We start from the raw sequence: 22,839 nt of genomic DNA, 5'->3' as shown, positions 1-22,839 counted from the left end.
ACCCTCCTGCGCGCGGCGTTGGGAGCTAGCAGTTTGGCGCGTCGCTATCCTCATAGAAGGTCTGCACCGCCGCCCAGGCTTCCTCCGCCGTTTCAACCCAGGTCAGCAGGTTGAGGTCCGACGGCGAAATCACGCCTTCGTCAGCCAGCGCATCGAAATCCACCACTCGCGTCCAGAATTCGCGCCCGAACAGCAATATGGGAATCGGCTTCATCTTCCCCGTCTGGATCAGCGTCAGCAATTCGAACATCTCGTCGAACGTGCCAAAGCCGCCCGGAAACACTGCCAAAGCTCGCGCGCGCAGCAGGAAGTGCATCTTGCGTAGGGCGAAATAGTGGAACTGGAAACTCAGTTCCGGCGTCACGAACCGATTGGGCGCCTGTTCATGCGGCAGCACGATATTCATGCCGATCGTCTGCGCGCCGACGTCCGCCGCACCGCGATTGGCCGCCTCCATGATCGAAGGCCCTCCGCCGGAGCACACCACGAAATGGCGGCAACCGGCTTCCGTCACAGGATATTGCGCCGCCGTGCGCGCCAGCTTGCGCGCTTCCTCATAATAGCGCGCTTTTTTCCCAAGATTCTCGGCAATCCGCCGCTGTTCGGGCGTCGTCGCGGCGTCGATCCGCGCTTGCACCTGTTCGGGCTCGGGAATGCGCGCCGATCCATAAAAGACAAAAGTGGATTCGATCCCCGCCTCGTCCATCAGCAGTTGGGGCTTCAGCAACTCCAGCTGAAACCGCACCGGCCGCAGATCCTCGCGCAGCAGAAATTCGGCGTCTTGAAAAGCCAGGCGATAGGCGGAACTGGTTGTTTGGGGAGTGCCAACCGCCTTGCGGGCATCGGCGGCTTCCTGCCGGGCGGGACGGAATTTGCGTTCTTCGATTTCTTTTCTTGTCATTCAGACCAACTTAGGAACGTCAGCGGCAGAATTCACCAGCTTTTCTTGTGATCAGCGGCAAAAATATCCATGTTTTTAAATCCGCTTAGCGGCAAAAGCCGCCGCGGCCGCCCATGTCGAAATGAAAATGATCGCGATGCGCGACATTGTAATCGGGGCTCAACACTGTCCGGAACCGTTTGCAGGCGCTGGCGCGGACGATCTCCAGAAACTGCCGCGTCTGCCGGTCGCCATTCCACCCCTGTTCGATGGTGATCCGCCGCCCGTCGGACAGGACAAAGGCCGACACATCGACGGCATTGCTGTGCGCATGTTCGGACAGCTTCCCACTCCCCGCGATCGGCCGGCAATTATAAGTGCCGAACGTCTCGATGCGCTCGATTTCCGCGCCCAGGATCAACCGTGCGGCGGGCTGTACGCCATAACGCGCCCAGGCCGCGAAATTGGCCGCCAGATTGCAGGTCATTGCGCCCAAATTGGTCGCCGGAACTCCGATGTCGAGCAGCTTGACGCTGCCCATCGCCGTGCAGCCGCCGCCGAAATTCTGGTCGGGCAAGGGGGTGAACAGCACGGATTGCGACTGCAGCTTCACCATACATTGCCGCAGTTCCAGCGGCGGCGGCGCGGCAGGCCGTGCGTCCCGGGGCGCCTTGGACGCGCGTTCCACCCGGCCGCGCGGCACGATGTCTCCCCCGCACGACGCCAGCGCGAAACTCACCGCCAGCAAGGCCGCCTGACCCATGCGGCGCATAGCCATCGTCCCCCAAGCCCGCTCTTTCATGGTCAATCATTTATCATGACAATCTGCCCTGTGGGTTAACGAGCGGAACGGTTCGTCGCATCCAGACAGTCGACTGGACTCTTTGGCCGCTTGACTCTTCCCCCGCGATCTTTAGAGCGGCCGCCGGGCCACGCGGTCCCAACGCCGCGCGTGCTCTCTGCAAGGAGACGCATTACATGACTGATATTACTGCCGCCGACGCCACTCTTGCGCCCGCCGCGGCCAAGCCCGCCACCAAGCCGGCTCGTCCCTATTTCTCTTCCGGTCCCTGCGCCAAGCCTCCGGGCTGGAGCGCCGACAAGCTGAGCGCTGAATCTCTCGGCCGCTCGCACCGCGCCAAGATCGGCAAGACGCGCCTCGCCTACTGCATCGACCTGATGCGCGAGCTGCTGAACCTGCCCGAAACCCACCGCATCGGCATCGTGCCTGGTTCGGACACCGGCGCCTTTGAAATGGCGATGTGGACCATGCTGGGCGCCCGCCCGGTCACCACGCTTGCCTGGGAAAGCTTCGGCGAAGGCTGGGTGACGGACGCCGCCAAGCAGCTCAAGCTCGATCCGACGATCGTCCGCGCCGATTATGGCCAGCTGCCGGACCTCGGCACGGTCGATTTCAGCAATGACGTCCTGTTCACCTGGAACGGCACCACCTCGGGCGTGCGCGTGCCCAATGCCGACTGGATTCCGGCCGACCGGCAGGGTCTGACCTTCGCCGACGCCACCAGCGCGGTCTTCGCCTATGAGATCGACTGGACCAAGATCGACGTCGCCACCTTCTCCTGGCAGAAGGTGCTGGGCGGCGAGGGCGGCCATGGCGTGCTGATCCTCGGTCCTCGCGCCGTCGAGCGCCTCGAAACCCACACCCCTGCCTGGCCGCTGCCCAAGGTCTTCCGCCTGATGGCGAAGGGCAAGCTGGCCGAAGGCATCTTCAAGGGCGAAACGATCAACACGCCTTCGATGCTTGCCGTCGAGGATGCGATCTTCGCGCTGGAATGGGGCAAGTCGCTGGGGGGCCTCAACGGCCTGATCGCGCGCAGCAACGCCAATGCGGCGGCGCTCAACAAGTTGGTGGAAGAACGCGACTGGCTCGGCCATCTCGCCGCCGACGAAGCCGCCCGTTCGACCACCAGTGTCTGCCTGACCGTCGAGGGTGCGGACGAAGCCTTCATCAAGTCCTTCGCGGCTCTGCTGGAGAAGGAAGGCGCCGCCTATGACGTCGCGGGCTATCGCGACGCCCCGGCGGGCCTGCGCATCTGGTGCGGCGCGACCGTCGAAACCGCCGATATCGAAGCGCTGGGTCCGTGGCTCGACTGGGCCTACGCGACGGCCAAGGCTGCCTGATTAGCTTCACCGCGTCACCCCGGCCTTGAGCCGGGGTCGCGCTTCTTCTTCATGTCCGCCCGCAGATAAGCGGGACCCCGGATCAAGTCCGGGGTGACGAGGAAACATAGGAATTCTACATGCCCAAGGTACTTATTTCCGACAAGATGGACCCCCGCGCCGCCGCGATCTTCCGTGAACGTGGCGTGGAAGTTGACGAGATCACCGGGAAGACCCCGGACGAACTGAAGGCGATCATTGGTCAATATGACGGCCTCGCGATCCGCAGCGCGACCAAGGTCACCAAGGAAATCCTCGACGCCGCGCCCAATCTCAAGGTCATCGGCCGCGCGGGCATCGGCGTCGATAACGTCGATATTCCTGCCGCTTCGGCCAAGGGCGTGGTTGTCATGAACACCCCGTTCGGCAACTCGATCACGACCGCCGAACATGCCATCGCGCTGATGTTCGCGCTGGCCCGCCAGCTCCCCGAAGCCAACGCTCAGACCCAGCAGGGCCTGTGGCCGAAGAATGGCTTCATGGGCGTGGAAGTGACCGGCAAGACGCTGGGCCTGATCGGTGCAGGCAACATCGGCTCGATCGTCGCCAGCCGCGCGCTCGGCCTCAAGATGAAGGTCGTCGCCTTCGACCCCTTCCTCACTCCGGAACGCGCCGTTGAGATGGGCGTGGAAAAGGCCGATCTCGACACGCTGCTGGCGAAGGCGGACTTCATCACGCTGCACACGCCGCTGACCGACCAGACCCGTAACATCCTTTCGAAGGAAAATCTCGCCAAGACCAAGAAGGGCGTGCGCATCATCAACTGCGCCCGTGGCGGTCTGGTCGATGAAGCCGCGCTCAAGGAAGCGATGGATGCGGGCCATGTCGCGGGCGCCGCGCTCGACGTGTTCGTGCAGGAACCGGCGAAGGAATCGCCGCTGTTCGGCACCCCCAACTTCATCTGTACCCCGCACCTCGGCGCATCGACCGACGAAGCGCAGGTGAACGTCGCGCTTCAGGTCGCCGAACAGCTCAGCGACTATCTGCTCGATGGCGGCATCACCAATGCGCTGAACGTGCCGAGCCTGTCGGCTGAGGAAGCGCCGAAGCTCAAGCCCTATATGGCGCTGGCGGAAGAACTGGGCAGCCTTGTGGGTCAGCTTGAGGGTGACCATGTGCAGGGCGTGTCGGTCGAGGTCGAAGGCCATGCCGCCGAACTCAACCAGAAGCCGATCACCGCCGCCGTGCTCGCGGGCCTGATGCGCGTCTATTCGGACACAGTGAACATGGTCAACGCGCCCTTCCTGGCGAAGGAACGCGGCCTCGATGTGCGCGAAGTGCGCCATGACCGCGAGGGCGACTATCAGACCCTCGTCCGCGTCACCGTAAAGACGGAAAGCGGCGACAAGTCGGTCGCGGGCACCCTGTTCGGCCACGGCAGCCCGCGTCTGGTGGAACTGTTCGGCATCAAGGTCGAAGCCGATCTGGAAGGGCACATGCTCTACATCGTCAACCAGGACGCGCCGGGCTTCATCGGCCGCCTTGGCTCAACGCTGGGCGAGGCGGGCGTCAATATCGGCACCTTCCACCTTGGCCGCCGCAACCAGGGCGGTGAAGCGGTGCTGCTGCTCTCGGTCGATGGGGCGGTAAGCCAGGAGGTGCTGAACGACATCTGCAAGCTTGCGGGCGTCAAGACGGTGAAGCTGCTGCGCTTCGCTTAAATTTCCACTCCGTTCGTGCTGAGTAGGGTCTGAGCCTGTCGAAGACCCGTATCGAAGCATCCTTCGATACGCCATTTCGATAAGCTCAACGGCTACTCAGCACGAACGGAGGCTGGATAATCTGGCCGATGTTGCTAAAGGGCCAGCCCATGACCAGCATCCCCCCCGGCCTCCTTCCCGAAGGGCTCTCCGACCGTCTGCCGCCGCAGGCCGAAGCCTCCGCGCGCCTCGCGCGGCGCGTGCTCGATACGGTCGCCGCGCATGGCTATGAGCGCGTCATGCCCCCGCTCGCCGAGTTTGAGGATACGCTTGTCGGCCGCTTGAAGTCGATGCGCGCGCAGGATCTCGTCCGTGCCGTGGACCCCGTTTCACAGCGCAGCCTTGCCCTCCGTCCCGACATGACCGCGCAGGTGGGCCGCATCGCCGCCACCCGCCTCGCCAGCGCCCCGCGCCCGCTGCGCCTCTCCTATGGCGGTCCGGTCATCCGCCTGCGCGCGAATCAACTCCGCCCCGAGCGCGAGCGGCTGCAAGTCGGCGCTGAACTGATCGGCAGCGACAGCACCGCCGCCGCCGTTGAAATCGTGAATGTCGCGATCGAGGCGCTGCAGGCCGCAGGCGTCACCGGCATCACCATCGACTTCACCTTACCGGACTTGATCGACAGCCTCGCCGCCGGTCCGCTCCCGCTCGCGCCCGAAGAGATCGAAGCCGTACGCGCCGAACTCGATGCAAAGGATGCAGGCGCGCTCGCCGCGATCAGCCCGGCCGCCGCTGCTTATCTTCCGCTGATGGAGGCGACCGGCCCTTTCCATCCCGCGATGGAAAAGCTCGAAGCCCTCAACGCCCGGCTCAATGGCGCGATCGACAGCCGAATCGCGGGTCTGCGCGCTATCGCCAAGCCGATCGGGTGGGACATCACGCTGACGCTCGATCCCACCGAGCGCCATGGTTTCGAATATCAAAACTGGTTCGGCTTCTCGATCTTCGCGGAAGGCTTCATTGGAGAGATCGGCCGCGGCGGCAGCTATGCCATCACTCGCGCCAATGGTTCGGAAGAGCCCGCCATGGGCTTCTCCCTCTATCCCGACCCGCTGATCGATGCGGGCTTCGGTGCGGAAAGTCCCAAGCGCCTGTTTCTGCCGCTCCACCATGACGAAAGTCGCGCCGCGCAACTTCGCGGGGAAGGCTGGCAAACCATCGCCGCGCTCACCGCTCAAGAAAACGGTGAGGCGCTGCGCTGCACGCATTGGCTGGACGGCGACGAGCCGCGCCCCTACTGACTTGACGCAGAGGGGGCAGCGCGGCTAACGCGCGCCCCGCAACAGGGCGGCACGCGCCCACTCGATCCTACCGGCATGCCGAGTCCCGTCGAAGGGCATGGCCGGTCCGCGCGGCGGGCGGAGGTCTGTATCCATGGCAAATGTTACGGTGATCGGCGCCCAGTGGGGCGACGAAGGCAAGGGCAAGATCGTCGACTGGTTGTCGGAGCGCGCCGACGTCGTCGCGCGCTTCCAGGGCGGCCACAATGCCGGCCACACGCTGGTTGTCGGCGAAAAGGTCTATAAGCTCTCACTGCTCCCCTCAGGCATTGTGCGCGGCACGCTGTCGGTGATCGGCAATGGCGTGGTGCTGGACCCCTGGCACTTCCGCGACGAGGTCGCCAAGCTCAAGGGGCAGGGCGTCGCCATCACCCCCGACAACTTGCAGATCGCGGAAACCTGCCCGCTGATCCTGCCTTTCCACCGTGACCTCGACGGCCTGCGCGAGGATGCGTCGGGTGCCGGCAAGATCGGCACCACCCGTCGCGGCATTGGCCCGGCCTATGAGGACAAGGTCGGCCGCCGCGCCATCCGCGTCTGCGACCTAGCGCATCTCGACGATCTCGGCCCGCAACTCGACCGCCTGACCGCCCATCACGACGCGCTGCGCGTCGGCTTCAACGAAGCCCCGATCGACCGCGACGCATTGATGGCCGAATTGCGTGACATCGCCGACTTCATCCTGCCCTTCGTCAAGCCCGTCTGGCTGACGCTCAACAAGGCGAAGGCCGAAGGCAAGCGCATCCTGTTCGAAGGCGCCCAGGGGACCCTGCTCGACATCGACCACGGCACCTATCCCTTCGTCACCTCGTCCAACACGGTGGCGGGCACCGCGGCAAGCGGCACCGGCCTTGGCCCATCGGGCGCGGGCTTCGTGCTGGGCATCGTCAAGGCGTACACGACCCGCGTCGGCTCGGGCCCGTTCCCGACCGAACTGGAGGACGAAACTGGCCAGCGCCTGGGCGAACGCGGCCATGAATTCGGCACGGTGACGGGGCGCAAGCGCCGCTGCGGCTGGTTCGACGCCGTGCTGGTGCGCCAGTCGGTCGCCGTCTCGGGCGTCACCGGCATCGCGCTCACCAAGCTCGACGTGCTGGACGGCTTCGATACGCTCAAAATCTGCGTCGGCTACAAGATCGGCGATCAGACCTTCGACTATCTCCCCGCCCATGCGCAGGACCAAGCGAAGGCCGAGCCGATCTACGAGGATATCGAAGGCTGGCAGGACACCACCGCCGGTGCCCGCAGCTGGGCCGAGCTGCCCGCGCAGGCGATCAAATATATCCGCCGCATCGAAGAACTGATCGGCTGCCCGGTCACGCTCGTCTCCACCAGTCCCGAGCGCGAGGACACCATCCTCGTGCGCGATCCCTTCGCGGATTAAGCGCGATGGCCGGCGAACGCTTCGAGCGCCACAAGCAGCCATGGACGGCGGATGAGCTGCAAAAGCTCCACACGCTGGCGAAGAAGGGCATGGCGCTCAAGGCGATCGCCAAGGCGCTGACCCGCAGCGAGGAATCGGTGAAAGCCCGCGCCAAGCAGGACGGGCTTTCGATTGCAAAATTACGTTAGGGCGCCGAGGGGCTGTTCGGGTGGTTGTTGCCATTCCTCCTAGAGCCGTTCCGTTTGAGTAGGCTCGAACCTTCGCTCGAAACGAATGGCATTAATATGTCCGTTCAGGCCGAAAGCCGCCGTCGAGGAGCCGGTTCCACCTAAGGCCAGCGCGTCGCACTGGACGCCACCGTCCAGCAATGCGAGAACAGCCGCATGGCACTCGACATCCTCATCCTCTACGGCTCCTACCGCACCGGCCGCATGGGCATCCGCCTTGCCGACTATCTCATCAACGGCTTCCAGCAACTCGGCCATCAGGCCGAACTCATAGACGCGATGCAGGTCAGTCTTCCCATGCTCGACCAACGCTATAGCGACTATCCCCCTGGCCAAGCCCCCGAAGCCATGACCGCGCTCGCCGAGCGCCTGACTGCCGCCGACGCCTTCGTCTTCGTCGCGGGCGAATATAATCGGGGCGTGCAGCCCGGCCTCAAGAATCTCACCGACCATTTTCTCAAGGAATTCGATCGCCGCCCTGCCGGGATCGCCAGCTATTCGGCGGGCCGCTATGCCGGGGTCAACAGCCACGCGGCCTGGACGGTGACCCTCTCCGCCATGGGCATGACCGTCATCCCCGAGCGCCTCAGCGTCGGCCAGATCGGCCAGACACTCGACGAGCAGGGACAGCCGCAGGGCGACGGCGGCGCGGCGCTCGAACGCAGCTTCGCCAGCTTCGCCCGTAGCCTCATTTGGTGGGCGGAAGCGGCGAAGGCTGCAGGCTGACCTGAACCCCGTTCGTCTCGCGCGAAACCGAGAATGCGAGGCTTTTCGCCCCTTCGCCAAGCTCAAGGCTTTGCTCGACGCTACCAGCAGGGAAACAGGATCACGCCGGCCCCTTCGCCTGCTCCTTCTCCTCTCCCGCCGCAATCACCGTGGCCGCCACCAGATCGCCGGTGACATTCAGCGTCGTCCGACACATGTCTAGGAAGCGATCGACGCCCAGCACCAGCCCGATCCCCTCCGGCGGCACGCCAACCATGCCCAGGATCATGGCCACCACGGGCAGCGATCCCGCCGGGACCCCGGCCGTGCCGACGCCGCCCAATATGCACACCAGCATCACTGTCAGCTGCTGCGCCCAATCCAGTTCGATGCCGAAAAACTGCGCGAGGAAGAGGACGGTGATCCCCTCGAACATCGCCGTTCCATTCTGGTTGGCGGTCGCTCCGATCGTCAACACGAACCGGGCGATCCGCCGCGGCAGGTGCAGCCGCTCTTCGGCCACCCGGATCGCCGTCGGCAGCGTGGCGTTGGATGAGGCCGTCGCGAAGGCCATCAACATCGCATCCTGCACATCCGTGAAGAAGCGTAACGGCGACCGCCGCGCGCCTAGGGCGAGCAGCAATGAATAGACGCCGAACATCTGCAGGCCGAGCGCAAGCAGCACCACGCCGACATAGGCCGACAGCCGTTCCAACAGTTCCCATCCGAACTGCGCGGCGAGGTTGAACATGAAACAGGCGATGGCGATTGGCGCGATGCGGATGACCAGGCTCATCAGCCGCATCGTCACTTCGAACAGCCCCTCCATCGCCGACAGCAGCAGCTTCGTCTGTTCCGTGCGCACCAGCATCAATCCGATGCCGAAGAACAGGGCGAATACCATGACGGCCAATATGTCGTTATTCGCCATGGCCTTGACGATATTGTCCGGCACCATGGCAAGCAGCGCGTCCACGCCCTTGGGAGCCTCCCCGCCACGCGCCAGGATAGCGCGCGCGCCTTCCCCGGCATTGTCCAGCATGGCGTGTGCCTGTGCCGGATCGATCCCGTCGCCCGGCCGCAGCAGGTTGACCGCCGCCAGGCTGATCGCCACCGCTATCCCTGACACCACCAGCGTGTAGAGCAAGGTCTTGAACCCCACCCGCCGCAGCGAGCGCATTTCGCCCATCTCCGCGATGCCCACGATCAGCGCCGATACCAACAGGGGGATGACCAGCATGAACAGCAGCCGCAGGAATATCTGCCCGATCGGCCCCGTGACATAGTTGGTGGCAAGATCGACCCAGCGCGCGTCCCGCGCGGTAGCGTGGACGATAAGGCCGAGGGTCATGCCGGTGAGGAACCCGGCCAGCATTTGCCATTGCAACGAAAAGGCGGCTTTGTCCGGCGTCTTCATCGGCTAGCTTCGCTCCCTCCGCGGAGGAAACCGTTAAGCGCGCGTAATGTTTCGGTTGGGCGGGTTAGCCTTTCCGCTTCAGGTCAATCGAGGCACGGCACTCTTTTCGGGGAGCGCGCCCAGCAACACACAGGCAGCGCGTCCTCAGCCCCGACGCTCTTCCTCCACCATGTCCGTCGCCAGTTCCAGCCCGGCGCGGCCATGGGCGGCCGTATGTGTGGGCGCTTTGGGATGGGGCACATAGTCGGACTCCTCGACCTCCAGCATTCCTTCCCATTTGGTGATGACGGAGGTGGCGATGGCATTGCCCAGCACGTTGGTGGCGGTGCGGCCCATATCCATGAAATGATCGACCGCCAGGATGAAGGCGACGCCCTCCACCGGCAGGTCGAACTGCCCCAGCGTCGCCGCAACCACCACCAGGCTCGCGCGCGGGACGGCGGCGATGCCCTTGCTCGTCACCATCAGGACGAGAAGTATGGTGATCTGCGTCGCGATGGGCAGGTCGATGCCATAAGCCTGCGCGATGAAGATGGTCGCGAAGGTCGAATACATCATCGACCCGTCGAGATTGAACGAATAGCCCAGCGGCAGCACGAAGCTGTAGATGCGCCGTGGCACGCCGAACCGGTCCAGCTGCTCCAGCATCTTGGGATAGGCCGCTTCCGACGAGGCGGTGGAAAAGGCGATCAGCAGCGGTTCGCGCACATATTTGAGCAGCTTGCCCATCCGCCGCCCCAGGAACAGCGCGCCCGCGCAGCACAGCAGGATCCAGAGAGCAAAGAGCGACAGGTAGAATTCACCCACCAGTTCGCCGAAGGTCTTGAGTACGCCCAAGCCTTCAGTCGTGATCGCCGACGCCAGCGCCCCGAACACGGCGAAGGGGGCGACGCGCATGACATAGCTCGTCACCTGCAGCATCAGCTCGACCATCGCCTCGATCACGGTGACGATGGGCTTGCCCCTCTCGCCGATCGCCGTCAGCGCCACGCCCACGAAGAGCGAGAACACCACGATCTGCAGGATCGAATTTTCCGCCATCGCCCCGACCATCGAGGTGGGGAAGACATGGAGGACGAAATCCTTGAAGTTCAGCGCCTCGGTATTGACCCCCGACTCCGCGCCGCTCCGCACCAGGTTCAACCCTTCGCCGGGCGCGAAGAAATTGACGAAGATGAGGCCCAGCGTCAGCGAAATCAGGCTGGCGATGATGAACCAGGCGAGCGCCCTTCCGCCGATCCGCCCCAGCGCCGCGCTGTCGCCCATATGGGCGATGCCCGCGACCAGCGTGGAAAAGACCAGCGGCGCGATGATCATCTTGATGAGGTGGAGGAATATGTCGGCGAGCAGGTGGAAATAACCCGCCACATCCTTGGCCAGGACCTTGTCGCCGCCGACCCACAGATTGGCTGCAAAACCTGTGATTACCCCCAGCACCATGCCCGTCAGGATGAAGGCCGTCAGTCGATTCCGCATGCAACCCCTCTAAGCCGTGCTGGCCCGCACATCTAACAGGCGCCCGGCCGCCCGCCTATCCTCTTGAACGAACGAGCGTCCGGATTCCGCGCTTTGGAAAGCTCAGGGATAAAGCAGCCCCTCGTGCCATCCATCCCCTTCGCGCAGGAACAGCCGTCGCTCATGCAGCCGATGCTCGCGGTCCTGCCAAAATTCGATCCGGTCCGGCACCACGCGAAATCCCGACCAGTGCGGCGGACGCGGGACGGCTCCTCCCTCAAACCGGCTTACCGCATCGGCATAGCGCGTCATGAACGCAGCGCGGGAGGGCAGGGGGCGTGACTGGTCGGAAGCCCAGGCGCCCAGCTGGCTATCCCGGCTGCGCGTCGCGAAATAGGCATCGGCGGTGGCCTCGTCCACGGTCTCCACCGGCCCTTCGATGCGGATCTGCCGCCGCAGCGATTTCCAGTGAAACAGCAGCGCCGCATGCGGATTGGCCAGCAGCTCCTCGGCCTTGCGCCCTTCGAAATTGGTGTAGAAGACAAAGCCTTCGGGTCCATGCCCCTTCAGCAGCACCATACGCACAGACGGCCGCCCGCGCGCATCGGCGGTCGCCACCGCCATGGCGTTGCTGTCGTTGATCTCGCTGTCGCGCGCTTCGCCATACCATTGGTCGAACAGGGTGAAGGGGTCGGTCATGCCCTTGATCTAAGCCGCTCATTCGCCTGTGTCGATGGTCACGCCGCTTGAAGGATCGTGACGCTTTCGCCACATATGGCGCAAACACGCTTCTCACGAACAAGGATAGACATTCGGCAATGGCGGATCCCTACTCCACTCTGGGCGTCGCGCGCGGCGCGAGCGAGGCAGAGATCAAGTCGGCCTACCGCAAGCTCGCCAAGGAGCTGCATCCCGACCGGAACCAGGACAATCCCAAGGCGGCGGAGCGGTTTTCCGCCGTTTCCAGCGCCTATGACCTGCTGTCGGACAAGGACAAGCGCGCCCGCTTCGACCGTGGCGAGATTGACGGCGACGGCAATCCCACCGCGCCCTTCGGCTATGGCGGCAATGGCGGCGGCTTTCGCGGCCGTCCCGGCGCGGGCGGCGGCTTCGAATTCAACGAAGGCGCGGATTTCGGCGATATTTTCGAAGGACTGTTCGGCGGCGGTGGCGCCCGGCGGGGGGGCGGCGGCTTTGGCGGCGGCTTCGGGCGTGGCGCCCCGCCGCAGAAGGGCGCGAACGTCTCTTACCGCCTGGCCGTCTCCTTCGTCGATGCCGCCACGCTGGCCCCGCAGCGCATCACCTTGCAGGACGGCAAGACCATCGACCTGAAACTCCCCGCAGGCGTCGAAACGGGCACGCAGATGCGCCTGACCGGCAAGGGGCAGGCCGGACAGGCCGGGGCAGGGGACGCGATCGTCACCATAGAGGTAAAGCCGCACCCCTTCTTCATCCGCGACGGCGACAATGTGCTGCTGGACCTGCCCATCACCCTCGATGAGGCGGTGAAGGGCGGCAAGGTCAAAGTGCCCACGGTCGATGGCCCGGTCATGCTCGGCGTGCCCGCAGGCGCGACCTCAGGCAAGACGCTCCGGCTGCGCGGCAAGGGCTTCACCCACAAGGGCGGGGAGCGCGGCGATCAGCTCGTCCGGCTGATGATCGACGTGCCGGGCGACGATCCGGCGATCAAGTCACTGGTCGAAGGCTGGCAGGACAGCCGCGCCGTCCGCGCCCATCTGGGCGTCTAGGGCGTTAACGGGGGCGAGGAGACTGCATGCCGAGCCCTTCACCCTATTCGCCCGAATCCCGCCGCAAGCGGATCGCGCAAGACGCCCGAGCCCATATCAACCGCCACATCGCCAAGGTGCGCCCCGGCAGCCAGACCTTTGAAATCATGAAGCGGGTGGCAGTCGGCACCTATAATGACGGCTTCATCCATGCGGGCAATCTTGCCTATCTGTCGCTGATGACGCTCTTCCCCTTCTTCATCGTCGCAGCGGCAGTGGCGAGCATCTTTGGCCGGTCGCAGGACGGCCTGGCGGCGGTCGGCGCTTTTCTGGAGACCGTCCCGCCCAGCGTCGCCTCCGTCGTGAAGCAGCCGATCATCGACGTACTGACCGCCCGTACGGGACCGCTGCTCTGGCTTGGCGGTCTCGTCGGCCTGTGGACAGTCGGAAGCCTTATCGAAACCATCCGCGACATTCTTCGACGCGCCTATGGGACGAAAAGCACCCGGTCGTTCTGGCACTATCGCCTGACCGCGATCGGCATCACGCTGGTCAGCGTCTTCGCCGTCATGTTCGCCTTCTCGCTCCAAGTCGCCATCACCGGCATCGACCAGTTCCTGCATCAGATTCTGCCCTTCGCCGACGAAGCGATGCAGATCGTCACGCTGACGCGCGCTGTGCCCATGCTGATCCTGTGTTTCGCGCTTTATTATCTCTATCTCTCGCTCACCCCCAGCGCCTACAAGGACAAGCGCTTCCCCAAATTGCCCGGCGCGGTCGCCACGGCGCTCTGGTGGTACGGCGCCACCATGCTGCTGCCACCGACCTTATCGCTGCTCGGCGACTATAACCTGACCTATGGCAGTCTGGCGGGCGTGATGATTACGCTTATTTTTTTCTTTCTCGTCGGGCTTGGCGTGGTAATTGGCGCGGAACTCAATGCAGCCCTTGCTGAATTTCCCGAAGAGGAACTGGAGCGGGTCGCGGCGGATAGCAAAGGGAACGGGACAGTAGAATGACGGGCTTGATGGCGGGGAAGCGGGGGCTCATCATGGGCCTTGCGAATGACAAGTCTTTGGCATGGGGCATTTCCAAGGCGCTGCGGGCGCAGGGGGCGGAGCTTGCCTTTTCCTATCAGGGCGATGCGCTGGCGCGGCGCGTGCGGCCGCTGGCGGAGGAGCTTGGCTCGGATTTCCTGATCGATTGCGATGTGTCGGACATGGAAAAGCTCGACGCCGCCTTTGCTGAGGTAAAGGCGCGCTGGGGCAAGCTCGACTTCGTCGTCCATGCCATCGGCTTTTCCGACAAGAATGAGCTGCGCGGCAAATATGTCGATACCAGCCTCGACAATTTCCTGATGACCATGAACATCTCGGCCTACAGCTTCGTCGCCGTCGCCCGGCGCGCGCGCGAACTCATGGCGGAAGGCGGCAGCCTGCTGACGCTGAGCTATTATGGCGCGGAAAAGGTCATCCCGCACTATAACGTGATGGGCGTCGCCAAGGCTGCGCTGGAAACCAGCGTCAAATATCTGGCGATGGATCTTGGCCCCGAAAATATCCGCGTCAACGCGATTTCGGCCGGCCCCATCAAGACGCTGGCCGCCAGCGGCATCGGCGATTTCCGCTACATCATGAAGTGGAACGAACTGAACAGCCCGCTCCGCCGCAACGTGACGATCGAGGATGTCGGCGGCGCTGGCCTCTATCTTCTGTCCGACCTTGCGGCAGGTGTGACCGGCGAGATCCATCATGTCGATGCGGGCTATAATGTCATCGGCATGAAAGCCGAAGACGCGCCCGATATCGCGCTCGACAAGGGCTGAGTTGAAAAACCCAGCCGGTTAGGTTATATGGTCACGGTACACCGCGCGGCTGGGTTCCGCTTCGTCATCTATGTCGATGATCATGCGCCCGCCCACATCCACGCGGTAGGTTCGGGTGAAGCGAAGATCGACATCTCTGGCGATAAGCCTCGGCTTGTATGGACCCATGGCCTGACAAGGGCAGAGGTTCGCCGCGCGATGACGATCGTCGTGGAACAGCAGGCAATGCTCTTGTCGCGGTGGAGGAACATTCATGGCTGAAATCAGCGACGCTGCCATCGATGCGGCCTTGGAGCGCGGTATGCTCGCCCGTGAGTTGGAGCCGCGCGCAGCTGCGGCGCATTATGACGCCACCTCCGAACGCGTGGTCGTGGACCTTACCAACGGCTGCACCTTCGCTTTTCCACCGCGGCTGGGGCAGGGGCTGGAAAATGCCACCGCCGATCAGATTGCTGCAGTGGAAGTCAGCCCGTCCGGTTACGGGCTGCATTGGGCGGAACTGGATACCGATCTTTCCATCCCGGGTCTGATGGCTGGCCTGTTCGGCACGCGTGCGCATATGGCCCGCCTTGCCGGGCGCGGACGTTCCCCGGCAAAGGCTGCGGCTGCGCGAGCAAATGGTGCGAAAGGCGGCAGACCCCGCAAGCAGGCAGGCATATGAGCTTCAACACATTCGGCCGCGTACTCCGCTTCTCCACCTGGGGCGAAAGCCATGGTCCCGCCATTGGCGCTGTCGTCGATGGCTGCCCTCCCGGACTGCCCCTGAGCGAGGCGGACATTCAGCCCTTCCTCGACAAGCGCAAGCCCGGCACCTCCAAATTCACCACCCAGCGCCGTGAGCCCGATGAGGTCCGCATCCTTTCGGGCCTGTTCGAAGGCCGCACCACCGGCACGCCGATCAGCCTGATGATCGAGAATACCGATCAGCGCTCAAAGGATTATTCGGACGTCGCCAAAGCCTATCGCCCCGGCCATGCCGACTATGCCTATGACGCGAAATACGGCTTTCGTGACTATCGCGGCGGCGGCCGCTCCTCCGCGCGGGAGACCGCCAGCCGGGTTGCCGCGGGCGCGGTCGCCCGGCTCGTCATCCCGGATGTCGATATCTTCGCCTATGTCAGCGAGATTGGCGGCGACGCGATCGACTATGCCCGTTTCGACGCGGGCGAGATCGACAATAATCCTTTCTTTTGCCCCGATCCGGAAGCCGCAAAGCGCTGGGAACAGTTGGTGGACAGCGCGCGCAAGGATGGCTCCTCGCTCGGTGCGGTCGTCGAATGCGTCGCCAGTGGCGTGCCCGCAGGCTGGGGCGCCCCCCTCTATGCCAAGCTCGACAGCGAACTCGCCGCCGCGATGATGAGCATCAATGCGGTCAAGGGCGTGGAAATCGGCGACGGCTTTGCCGCAGCACGGCTGCGGGGTGAGGATAATGCCGACCCGATGCGCCCCGGCAATGACGGCAATCCCGTCTTCCTCGCCAATCATGCAGGCGGCATTGCAGGGGGCATTTCCACCGGCCAGCCCGTCAAGCTGCGCGTCGCCTTCAAACCGACCAGCTCGATCCTGATCCCGGTCGAAACCATCACGCGGGAGGGCGATGCCTCCGACATCATCACCAAGGGCCGGCACGACCCCTGCGTCGGCATTCGCGGCGTCCCAGTTGTTGAAGCGATGATGGCGCTTGTCCTGGCAGACCAGAAATTGCTCCACCGTGCCCAATGCGGTGGCGACTAACGGGCTGAAACGAGCCGATTACCGGGTAAGCGCGCGATTCTAGCGAGACGACTCACCCAATCTACGTTAACATCCTCCCCATCGATCGCCCGCGGGAGGGCGAGCGGCAGTGCGTAAGCCTGGGGAGCGTCATTCCTGAACGGCCTTTGGGCCAAGAATGGATTGACGGTCAAAACGTCCCCTTGAGCCGCGAACACGGGCCAGCCATATAATGTGGCTGGCCCATTTCGTTTGCAGTTCGCTTACTCGTCGTCCCAGCGGACGCTCGGACCTTGAGCCATGTCACGCCTCCGCCAACGGAGCTTGGCTGCTGCTCAAGACCAATCCCGTTCAACCGGCCCTATTCAGTTGCACAATGAAACGCCATCATGACGTCATTCCTAAGGAACGCTCATGACCAGTCTCCCCTTCACCCAGGTTGACGCCTTCACCGACACACCCTTCACCGGCAATCCCGCTGCCGTGATGCCGCTCGGCCGCTGGCTCGATGACGCCACGCTCCAGGCGATCGCACAGGAAAACAACCTGTCGGAAACAGCCTTCACCGTACCCACGCCTGATGATCCGGACGCGGACTATGCGCTGCGTTGGTTCACCCCGGCTGTGGAGGTGAAGCTCTGCGGCCACGCCACACTGGCGAGCGGCCACGTGCTGATGGGAGGACGCACCGCCATCCGCTTCCGGACCCGTCATGCGGGCGTCCTTACTGTCACACGCGACCGCGACGGCTATGCCCTCTCGCTGCCCGCCTGGGACGTGGAGCCGCGCCCGTTGCCCGACCTTGCGGCAGGGCTAGGCGGCACACCCCTTGAATCGCATTGGCGCGAGGGCGGCTACAGTCTTTTCCTCTTCCCCAACGCCGCGGCCGTGCGCGCGCTCACGCCCGACTTCGCCGCACTCAAGGCGCTCGGTGACATCATGCTGATCGCCACCGCGCCGGGGGAGGACAGCGACATCATCAGCCGCGTCTTCGTTCCGGGCGGCGGAGTGGATGAAGATCCCGTCACCGGCTCGGCCCATTGCCTGCTCACGCCCTTCTGGGCGAGCCGCCTTGATAAGACAAAGCTCAGCGCGGTTCAGGCGTCCCGGCGCGGCGGCCGCTTGGGTTGCCGTCTCGAAGGCGACCGGGTGATCCTCACCGGCGCCTGCCGCACGGTGATAGAGGGGCAGTTCCTGCTCTAGGCGGCAAAAAGCCGCATCAGCTTTGCCAGCCTGCGTTTCAGCGCCGCGCGCTGTTCCTTGTCCGGCGACATACCGATCCGCACTACCGTCAGCGCCTGCCCGGGCGAGATAAGTATATATTGCCCGCCATGCCCCGCGCAGCCGAACAGGCTCTGCGGGGCGTCGCCCGGCATCAGCACGCTCTCTTCGCTCTCCCGGTTGAGCCAGAGATGCGCGCCATAGGCAGGATTGCGCCGGGAAGGCGTGCGCATGAAATCGACCCATTTTTCCGGCACGATCTGATGCCCGTTGGGCCCGCGCCCATGATTGCGTAGCAATTCGCCGAACTGCGCATAATCCCGCGCCGTCATATGCAGGAAGCTGCCGCCGATCATCGTGCCTGCCGCGTCATATTCAGCCGTCAGGCTCTTCAGCCCCGCCGGAATCTTCAGCCGTCCGTCAATGAAGGTCTGCATCGCCTGCCGCCGCGCATCGGGATCGGCGTTGTTGGTCAGCATCCGCGCCATCAGGTCGGTCAGGATGAGCGTGCTGCCGGTCGAATAGGAAAAATGCGACCCCGGCGCATGGGCCAGCGGCTTGGCTTCGGCAAAGGCGCTCATATCCTGCGCGCCGTCAGTGAACAGCATCCGCACCGTATCGGCCTGCGCCAACGGCTCCTCATCCTCGACATGGTCGAGCCCTGACGTCATGGCGAGTAACTGCCGCAGCGTGATCCGCCCGCGCGGATCGCCTTGCTGGCTCCAGGCCGCAACCGGCACCGGCGAATCGAGCGCCAGCCGACCGTCCGCGACCATCAGCCCCACTAGCACCGCCGTCACGCTCTTGCCCATCGACCAGCCGAGCAGCTTCGTCTCCGGCCCAAATCCCGGCGCGTACCGCTCCGCCACGATCTCGCCCCGGTGCATGACGACCAGCGCCCGCGTTTCGCCCACATCCTCGTCGCCATCGAACAGCGGATCGATCGCCGCGCGCAAATCTTCCTCATTGACGCCCGCGTCCGCCGCCACATGATAGCGCGGTTCCGGATCGGCCGCGCGCACGGCAAGCGCTCCGGCTCCCATCAATGACAAAATGGCGGCCGCCGCGCCAATCTGCTTTACCCTTTTCCGCTCGAGCTTCATAAGCCGCGCCCTTAGCACGGCTCATCGGAAAGGGGAGCATGTCCAGCCGCCCGAAATGGATTTATGCGCTCGCAGCCATCGCGGCCTTGCTGGTCCTGCTGCTCGCCTGGAACTGGACCGCGCTGCGTGCCCGCGCCGCCGTGGGCGCGGGATTCGGCGCGCGCGTCACTTGTTCCTGCCGCTATGTGGAGGGCCGCTCCATCGACAGCTGCAGGCGAGACAAGGAACCGGGCATGGCGCTGGTGACGCTCTCCGACGATCCCGAATCACGTGCCGTTGAGGCCGCCGTCCCCCTCCTCGCCTCCCGCACCGCCCGCTACCGCAAGGGCTGGGGCTGCCTGCTTGATCCGATGGACTGAGATGCGCTCCGACGTCCCGGCCCTCCTCCATGACGTCTTCGGCTTCCCGGCATTCCGGGGCGTCCAGCAGCAGGTCGTCAGCCGCATCATGGCGGGGCAGCCGACCCTCGCCATCATGCCGACAGGCGCGGGCAAATCGCTCTGCTACCAACTCCCTGCCGTTGCGCTGGAAGGCTGCTGCGTCGTCATTTCGCCGCTCATCGCCCTGATGCACGACCAGCTCCGCGCGGCACAAGCTGTCGGCATCCGCGCCGCCAGCCTCACCAGCGTGGATAGCGACTGGCGCGAGACGCAGGATCGGCTGCGCAACGGCGATCTCGACCTCCTCTATGTCGCCCCCGAACGCGCCAGCGGCGAAGGCTTCCGCAGCCTGCTGCGCGCCACCAAACTTGCCCTTTTCGCGATAGACGAAGCCCATTGCGTGTCCGAATGGGGCCATGATTTCCGCCCCGACTACCGCCTGCTTCGACCTCTGCTGGACGAGTTTCCCGACGTCCCCCGCCTCGCGCTTACCGCCACCGCGGATCATCACACGCGCGAGGACATTCTCGTCCAGCTCGGGATCCCGCATGATGGCATGATCATCGCGGGCTTCGACCGACCCAATATCCGCTACGCCGTCCACCCCCGCGACGGCCTGCCGCGCCAGCTCTCCGACCTGATCGCCGCGCGCGAAGGCCCGGGCATCGTCTATGCGCCCACCCGCGCCGCCACCGAGAGGCTGGCCGAAACCCTCACGCGCACCGGCCGCCCCACGCGCGCCTATCATGCCGGGCTCGACCCTGCCGTCCGCGCCGCAAACCAGGCCGCCTTCATCTCCAGCGAGGATATGGTGATGGTCGCCACCATCGCCTTCGGCATGGGCATCGACAAGCCCGACGTCCGCTTTGTCGCCCACGCCGCACTCCCCAAATCGATCGAGGGCTATTATCAGGAATCCGGCCGCGCAGGCCGCGACGGCGAACCCGCCGAAGCCCATCTCTTCTGGGGCGCCGACGATTTCGCCCGCGCCCGCCAGCGCATCGGCGAACTCGACCCCAGCCGCCAGCAGGGCGAGCGCACCCGCATCACCGCGCTTGGCGGCCTCGTCGAAACGGGTAGCTGCCGCCGCGCCATCCTGCTCCGCCATTTCGGCGAAGATCCGCCAGCCAGCTGCGGCAATTGCGACAATTGCCTCAATCCGCCCGCCAGCATCGACGCGACCGAAACCGCGCGAAAATTCCTCTCCGCCGTATATCGCACCGGCCAAAGCTTCGGCGTCGGTCATATCGAGCAGGTGTTGACCGGCGCGGTCACCGACCGCATCCGCGAGCGGGGCCATGACAAAATCTCCGTGTACGGCATCGTTCGCGGAGAGGAGATCAGTCTGCTCCGCCCCGTCTCCAGGGCGCTCATCGTAAAAGATGCTTTGCAAACTAACGAACATGGCGGCCTGGAACTCGGCCTCAACGCCCGTCCGATCCTGCGCGGTGAGGAAGATGTCAGCCTGGTCTTGCCCCCGCGCAAGCAACGGCGCCGCCGCAACGCCCGCAATGGCAGCGCGGAAAACCCCGTCGGCGATCCCCTGTTTGACGCCCTGCGCGCCTGCCGCCGCGAACTGGCGCAGGAGCAGGGCGTGCCGCCCTATGTGATTTTCCACGATTCCACCTTGCGCGAAATGGCCGAGCAGCGCCCGGCAAGCCTCGCTGAACTCGGTCACATCAGCGGTATCGGCCAGCGTAAGCTCGACGCTTATGGCGACGCCTTCCTCGCCGCCATTCGCCCTTATCTCTGATCGGGGAGAGGAGGAGGGGGTTGAATCGCCCCGTCTCTAGGCGCATGGCACCGGCAAAGGAGTCCTACCCATGTTCCGCCAGCTCACCCCCACCCTTTATGTCTCCCCCCAGATCAGCGTCGATCAGGTGCAGGAAGCCAAGGCGCTGGGCGTGACCGTCATCATCAACAACCGACCTGATGACGAAGAGCCCGGCCAGACTAACGGCGCCCAGATCGAGGCCGCTGCTGAGGCGGCAGGCATCGCCTACGCCGCCGTGCCGGTCGCCCATGGCGGCTTTGCCCCTTGGCAGCTCGACGGCATGGCCGCCGCATTGGCGCAGGCGGGGGAGGGGAAGGTCCTCGCCTATTGCCGCTCCGGCACGCGCAGCACCCTGCTATGGGCGCTCACCCGCGCCCGCGCAGGCGATCATCCCGCCGCCCTGTCTGAAAAGGCGGAGGCAGCGGGCTATGACCTTACCCCCGTTCGGCAGATCATGGACGCGCTCTCCGCAGGCTGATGCCCGCCGCGTCCGATCCTTATGACGCCATCGTCCTGGGCGCTGGCGGCGCTGGCCTCATGTGTGCCGCAACCGCTGGCCAGCGCGGCAAGCGCGTCCTCGTCATCGATCATGCCGAAGCGGCGGGGAAGAAGATCCTCATCTCCGGCGGTGGCCGTTGCAACTTCACCAACATCCACACCGCGCCAGACCGTTACCTGTCGGCCAATCCTCATTTCGCCAAGTCCGCCCTCGGCCGCTACACGCCGCTGGATTTCCTGACCCTCGTCGAACGGCACGGCATCGCCTGGCATGAAAAGACATTGGGTCAGCTCTTCTGCGATCAATCCGCGCGCCAGATCGTCGCCATGCTGCTCGCCGAGTGCGACGCTGGCGGCGTCACCATTCGCCTCAACCACGGCATCACCGCCGTCACCCATTCGGACGGCCAATTCACCGTGGCCCATGGCGACAAAACCGCCGCCGCGCCCGCGTTGATAATCGCCACTGGCGGCCCCGCCATTCCAAAGATCGGTGCGACGGGCTTCGCCTACGACCTCGCCCGCCAGTTCGGCCTCAAGGTCGTCGAGCCGCGCCCCGCGCTTGTCCCGCTGACCCTCGGCGGCGAAGACCTTCTCTTCCGCTCCCTCTCCGGCGTCTCGACGCCCGTCATAGCGCGCCATGGCAAGACCAGCTTCCGCGAAGCCGCGCTCCTCACCCATCGCGGCCTTTCCGGCCCGGCGATTCTGCAAATCTCGTCCTATTGGCGTCATGGCGACAGCATCAACATCGACTTCCTGCCGGACGCCCCCAGCGGTTGGCTGACGGAAGCGAAGCGCGCCAAGCCCCGCGCCTCGATATCGGCGACCCTGCGCGCCCATCTTCCCGACCGGCTGGCGGACGCCTTGGCCGAACGGCTGGCCCTATCCGGCGACCTCGGCAATCTCCCTGACCGAAAGCTCGAAGACGCCCAGCGCCGCCTCGCCGCCTGGTCATTCACCCCCAACGGCACCGAAGGTTTCGCCAAGGCCGAAGTCACCATCGGCGGCATATCCACCACCGAACTCTCCTCCCAGACGATGGAAGCCCGCCGCGTCCCCGGCCTCTACGCCATCGGCGAAGCCGCGGATGTCACCGGCTGGCTAGGCGGCTATAATTTCCAATGGGCCTGGGCCAGCGGCTGGGCGGCGGCGCAGGCGCTCTAACCTCATCATCTCTATCGTCACCCCGGGCTCGACCCGGGGTCCCGCTTAACATTGCAATCAGAAGAAGCGGGATGCCGGCTCAAGGCCGGCATGACGGTTTAGTTGTCGGCTAACGACCCAGGCTGTGTGGAAACGTCTTCGTTGCTCTGGTTGATAGATGGTCCGAGCCGAGTTTGGACGGCGTTGTCTTAGCCGGCGATGGCAC

General features: G+C 64.6%; 23 protein-coding genes. 17 read left to right on the top strand and 6 right to left on the bottom strand.

Features of this window, described 5'->3' with window-relative positions:
* Positions 1–25: 25 nt before the first annotated feature.
* Positions 26–901: an LOG family protein gene (locus ACFO3E_RS13420; RefSeq protein ID WP_066526217.1), complete on the bottom strand. Its 876-nt coding sequence runs from the start codon at positions 899–901 to the stop codon at positions 26–28.
* Between the two features lie 85 nt (positions 902–986).
* Entirely contained in the window at positions 987–1,682 is a 696-nt protein-coding gene (locus ACFO3E_RS13415; protein ID WP_066526222.1) for an extensin family protein, read from the bottom strand.
* A gap of 176 nt (positions 1,683–1,858) precedes the next feature.
* On the opposite strand from ACFO3E_RS13415, the gene ACFO3E_RS13410 reads away from it, so the two are divergent.
* The 6 genes from ACFO3E_RS13410 (at position 1,859) to ACFO3E_RS13385 (ending at position 8,378) form a co-directional block, all read left to right on the top strand.
* The gene (locus tag ACFO3E_RS13410; protein ID WP_066526224.1) at positions 1,859–3,022 is read left to right on the top strand and encodes a phosphoserine transaminase; all 1,164 of its coding nucleotides are present in this window, start codon (positions 1,859–1,861) and stop codon (positions 3,020–3,022) included.
* A 119-nt stretch (positions 3,023–3,141) separates the two neighbouring features.
* On the top strand, positions 3,142–4,722 hold the full coding sequence (gene serA / locus ACFO3E_RS13405; RefSeq protein WP_066526225.1) for a phosphoglycerate dehydrogenase: 1,581 nt from the start codon (positions 3,142–3,144) through the stop codon (positions 4,720–4,722).
* 149 nt (positions 4,723–4,871) lie between these two features.
* A complete protein-coding gene (locus tag ACFO3E_RS13400; protein ID WP_066528982.1) occupies positions 4,872–6,002 on the top strand; it encodes an ATP phosphoribosyltransferase regulatory subunit in 1,131 nt (376 codons plus the stop codon).
* Positions 6,003–6,135: 133 nt separating this feature from the next.
* On the top strand, positions 6,136–7,425 hold the full coding sequence (locus ACFO3E_RS13395; RefSeq protein ID WP_066526233.1) for an adenylosuccinate synthase: 1,290 nt from the start codon (positions 6,136–6,138) through the stop codon (positions 7,423–7,425).
* 5 nt (positions 7,426–7,430) lie between these two features.
* Entirely contained in the window at positions 7,431–7,613 is a 183-nt protein-coding gene (locus tag ACFO3E_RS13390; RefSeq protein ID WP_066526237.1) for a hypothetical protein, read from the top strand.
* Between the two features lie 195 nt (positions 7,614–7,808).
* Positions 7,809–8,378, top strand: coding sequence for an NADPH-dependent FMN reductase (locus ACFO3E_RS13385; protein ID WP_066526240.1), 570 nt, complete (start codon positions 7,809–7,811; stop codon positions 8,376–8,378).
* Between the two features lie 100 nt (positions 8,379–8,478).
* On the opposite strand, the gene ACFO3E_RS13380 is transcribed toward ACFO3E_RS13385, so the two are convergent.
* The 3 genes from ACFO3E_RS13380 to pdxH all read right to left on the bottom strand — a co-directional run bounded on the left by ACFO3E_RS13380 (position 8,479) and on the right by pdxH (position 11,928).
* On the bottom strand, positions 8,479–9,774 hold the full coding sequence (locus ACFO3E_RS13380) for a dicarboxylate/amino acid:cation symporter (RefSeq protein WP_066526242.1): 1,296 nt from the start codon (positions 9,772–9,774) through the stop codon (positions 8,479–8,481).
* A 144-nt stretch (positions 9,775–9,918) separates the two neighbouring features.
* Complete coding sequence (locus ACFO3E_RS13375; protein ID WP_066526244.1) at positions 9,919–11,250, bottom strand: dicarboxylate/amino acid:cation symporter; 1,332 nt, start codon at positions 11,248–11,250, stop codon at positions 9,919–9,921.
* 102 nt (positions 11,251–11,352) lie between these two features.
* Positions 11,353–11,928, bottom strand: a complete 576-nt coding sequence (gene pdxH, locus ACFO3E_RS13370; protein WP_066526247.1) for a pyridoxamine 5'-phosphate oxidase — start codon at positions 11,926–11,928, stop codon at positions 11,353–11,355.
* A 119-nt stretch (positions 11,929–12,047) separates the two neighbouring features.
* On the opposite strand from pdxH, the gene ACFO3E_RS13365 reads away from it, so the two are divergent.
* From ACFO3E_RS13365 to ACFO3E_RS13335, 7 genes are all read left to right on the top strand, one after another.
* Complete coding sequence (locus ACFO3E_RS13365) at positions 12,048–12,977, top strand: DnaJ C-terminal domain-containing protein (protein ID WP_066528984.1); 930 nt, start codon at positions 12,048–12,050, stop codon at positions 12,975–12,977.
* Between the two features lie 26 nt (positions 12,978–13,003).
* On the top strand, positions 13,004–13,975 hold the full coding sequence (locus ACFO3E_RS13360) for a YihY/virulence factor BrkB family protein (protein ID WP_066526251.1): 972 nt from the start codon (positions 13,004–13,006) through the stop codon (positions 13,973–13,975).
* Positions 13,972–14,781: an enoyl-ACP reductase FabI gene (fabI, locus tag ACFO3E_RS13355; RefSeq protein WP_066526254.1), complete on the top strand. Its 810-nt coding sequence runs from the start codon at positions 13,972–13,974 to the stop codon at positions 14,779–14,781. Before ACFO3E_RS13360 ends, fabI begins: the two co-directional genes overlap by 4 nt.
* Before the next feature lie 27 nt (positions 14,782–14,808).
* A complete protein-coding gene (locus ACFO3E_RS13350; protein ID WP_066526260.1) occupies positions 14,809–15,042 on the top strand; it encodes a DUF4160 domain-containing protein in 234 nt (77 codons plus the stop codon).
* Positions 15,035–15,442, top strand: coding sequence for a DUF2442 domain-containing protein (locus ACFO3E_RS13345; RefSeq protein WP_066526263.1), 408 nt, complete (start codon positions 15,035–15,037; stop codon positions 15,440–15,442). The genes ACFO3E_RS13350 and ACFO3E_RS13345 overlap by 8 nt, the downstream gene beginning before the upstream one ends.
* Positions 15,439–16,515 carry a chorismate synthase gene (gene aroC, locus ACFO3E_RS13340; RefSeq protein WP_066526264.1) on the top strand — a complete coding sequence of 359 codons (1,077 nt, stop codon included), beginning with the start codon at positions 15,439–15,441 and terminating at the stop codon, positions 16,513–16,515. Before ACFO3E_RS13345 ends, aroC begins: the two co-directional genes overlap by 4 nt.
* A 393-nt stretch (positions 16,516–16,908) precedes the next feature.
* The gene (locus ACFO3E_RS13335) at positions 16,909–17,697 is read left to right on the top strand and encodes a PhzF family phenazine biosynthesis protein (protein ID WP_066526265.1); all 789 of its coding nucleotides are present in this window, start codon (positions 16,909–16,911) and stop codon (positions 17,695–17,697) included.
* Here ACFO3E_RS13335 and ACFO3E_RS13330 read toward each other — a convergent pair.
* Positions 17,694–18,818 (bottom strand): serine hydrolase domain-containing protein, encoded by a 1,125-nt coding sequence (locus tag ACFO3E_RS13330; RefSeq protein ID WP_066526268.1) that lies wholly within the window; start codon positions 18,816–18,818, stop codon positions 17,694–17,696. The two genes, ACFO3E_RS13335 and ACFO3E_RS13330, sit on opposite strands and share 4 nt — an antisense overlap.
* Positions 18,819–18,856: 38 nt before the next feature.
* Here ACFO3E_RS13330 and ACFO3E_RS13325 point away from each other — a divergent pair, with 38 nt between their 5' ends.
* The 4 genes from ACFO3E_RS13325 to ACFO3E_RS13310 all read left to right on the top strand — a co-directional run bounded on the left by ACFO3E_RS13325 (position 18,857) and on the right by ACFO3E_RS13310 (position 22,634).
* Positions 18,857–19,177 carry a hypothetical protein gene (locus ACFO3E_RS13325; protein ID WP_066526272.1) on the top strand — a complete coding sequence of 107 codons (321 nt, stop codon included), beginning with the start codon at positions 18,857–18,859 and terminating at the stop codon, positions 19,175–19,177.
* A 1-nt stretch (position 19,178) separates the two neighbouring features.
* The gene (gene recQ / locus ACFO3E_RS13320; protein WP_066526273.1) at positions 19,179–20,951 is read left to right on the top strand and encodes a DNA helicase RecQ; all 1,773 of its coding nucleotides are present in this window, start codon (positions 19,179–19,181) and stop codon (positions 20,949–20,951) included.
* Positions 20,952–21,021: 70 nt separating this feature from the next.
* Complete coding sequence (locus ACFO3E_RS13315) at positions 21,022–21,450, top strand: protein tyrosine phosphatase family protein (protein WP_066526275.1); 429 nt, start codon at positions 21,022–21,024, stop codon at positions 21,448–21,450.
* Positions 21,450–22,634 (top strand): BaiN/RdsA family NAD(P)/FAD-dependent oxidoreductase, encoded by a 1,185-nt coding sequence (locus ACFO3E_RS13310; RefSeq protein ID WP_066526277.1) that lies wholly within the window; start codon positions 21,450–21,452, stop codon positions 22,632–22,634. Before ACFO3E_RS13315 ends, ACFO3E_RS13310 begins: the two co-directional genes overlap by 1 nt.
* Positions 22,635–22,839 lie beyond the last annotated feature (205 nt).

Source organism: Sphingobium tyrosinilyticum (genome assembly GCF_042654265.1).
GTDB classification, from domain to species: Bacteria; Pseudomonadota; Alphaproteobacteria; order Sphingomonadales; family Sphingomonadaceae; genus Sphingobium; species Sphingobium tyrosinilyticum.
Note: the sequence above shows the minus strand (reverse complement) of the source record. Positions and strands in the feature narration are given on the sequence as shown.

What these genes read in the sequence shown, in the direction of transcription:
- ACFO3E_RS13420 (WP_066526217.1), bottom strand. Translation starts at nt 901, where the DNA reads ATGACAAGAAAAGAAATCGAAGAACGCAAATTCCGTCCCGCCCGGCAG.
- ACFO3E_RS13415 (WP_066526222.1), bottom strand. Translation starts at nt 1,682, where the DNA reads ATGAAAGAGCGGGCTTGGGGGACGATGGCTATGCGCCGCATGGGTCAG.
- ACFO3E_RS13410 (WP_066526224.1), top strand. Translation starts at nt 1,859, where the DNA reads ATGACTGATATTACTGCCGCCGACGCCACTCTTGCGCCCGCCGCGGCC.
- serA (WP_066526225.1), top strand. Translation starts at nt 3,142, where the DNA reads ATGCCCAAGGTACTTATTTCCGACAAGATGGACCCCCGCGCCGCCGCG.
- ACFO3E_RS13400 (WP_066528982.1), top strand. Translation starts at nt 4,872, where the DNA reads ATGACCAGCATCCCCCCCGGCCTCCTTCCCGAAGGGCTCTCCGACCGT.
- ACFO3E_RS13395 (WP_066526233.1), top strand. Translation starts at nt 6,136, where the DNA reads ATGGCAAATGTTACGGTGATCGGCGCCCAGTGGGGCGACGAAGGCAAG.
- ACFO3E_RS13390 (WP_066526237.1), top strand. Translation starts at nt 7,431, where the DNA reads ATGGCCGGCGAACGCTTCGAGCGCCACAAGCAGCCATGGACGGCGGAT.
- ACFO3E_RS13385 (WP_066526240.1), top strand. Translation starts at nt 7,809, where the DNA reads ATGGCACTCGACATCCTCATCCTCTACGGCTCCTACCGCACCGGCCGC.
- ACFO3E_RS13380 (WP_066526242.1), bottom strand. Translation starts at nt 9,774, where the DNA reads ATGAAGACGCCGGACAAAGCCGCCTTTTCGTTGCAATGGCAAATGCTG.
- ACFO3E_RS13375 (WP_066526244.1), bottom strand. Translation starts at nt 11,250, where the DNA reads ATGCGGAATCGACTGACGGCCTTCATCCTGACGGGCATGGTGCTGGGG.
- pdxH (WP_066526247.1), bottom strand. Translation starts at nt 11,928, where the DNA reads ATGACCGACCCCTTCACCCTGTTCGACCAATGGTATGGCGAAGCGCGC.
- ACFO3E_RS13365 (WP_066528984.1), top strand. Translation starts at nt 12,048, where the DNA reads ATGGCGGATCCCTACTCCACTCTGGGCGTCGCGCGCGGCGCGAGCGAG.
- ACFO3E_RS13360 (WP_066526251.1), top strand. Translation starts at nt 13,004, where the DNA reads ATGCCGAGCCCTTCACCCTATTCGCCCGAATCCCGCCGCAAGCGGATC.
- fabI (WP_066526254.1), top strand. Translation starts at nt 13,972, where the DNA reads ATGACGGGCTTGATGGCGGGGAAGCGGGGGCTCATCATGGGCCTTGCG.
- ACFO3E_RS13350 (WP_066526260.1), top strand. Translation starts at nt 14,809, where the DNA reads ATGGTCACGGTACACCGCGCGGCTGGGTTCCGCTTCGTCATCTATGTC.
- ACFO3E_RS13345 (WP_066526263.1), top strand. Translation starts at nt 15,035, where the DNA reads ATGGCTGAAATCAGCGACGCTGCCATCGATGCGGCCTTGGAGCGCGGT.
- aroC (WP_066526264.1), top strand. Translation starts at nt 15,439, where the DNA reads ATGAGCTTCAACACATTCGGCCGCGTACTCCGCTTCTCCACCTGGGGC.
- ACFO3E_RS13335 (WP_066526265.1), top strand. Translation starts at nt 16,909, where the DNA reads ATGACCAGTCTCCCCTTCACCCAGGTTGACGCCTTCACCGACACACCC.
- ACFO3E_RS13330 (WP_066526268.1), bottom strand. Translation starts at nt 18,818, where the DNA reads ATGAAGCTCGAGCGGAAAAGGGTAAAGCAGATTGGCGCGGCGGCCGCC.
- ACFO3E_RS13325 (WP_066526272.1), top strand. Translation starts at nt 18,857, where the DNA reads ATGTCCAGCCGCCCGAAATGGATTTATGCGCTCGCAGCCATCGCGGCC.
- recQ (WP_066526273.1), top strand. Translation starts at nt 19,179, where the DNA reads ATGCGCTCCGACGTCCCGGCCCTCCTCCATGACGTCTTCGGCTTCCCG.
- ACFO3E_RS13315 (WP_066526275.1), top strand. Translation starts at nt 21,022, where the DNA reads ATGTTCCGCCAGCTCACCCCCACCCTTTATGTCTCCCCCCAGATCAGC.
- ACFO3E_RS13310 (WP_066526277.1), top strand. Translation starts at nt 21,450, where the DNA reads ATGCCCGCCGCGTCCGATCCTTATGACGCCATCGTCCTGGGCGCTGGC.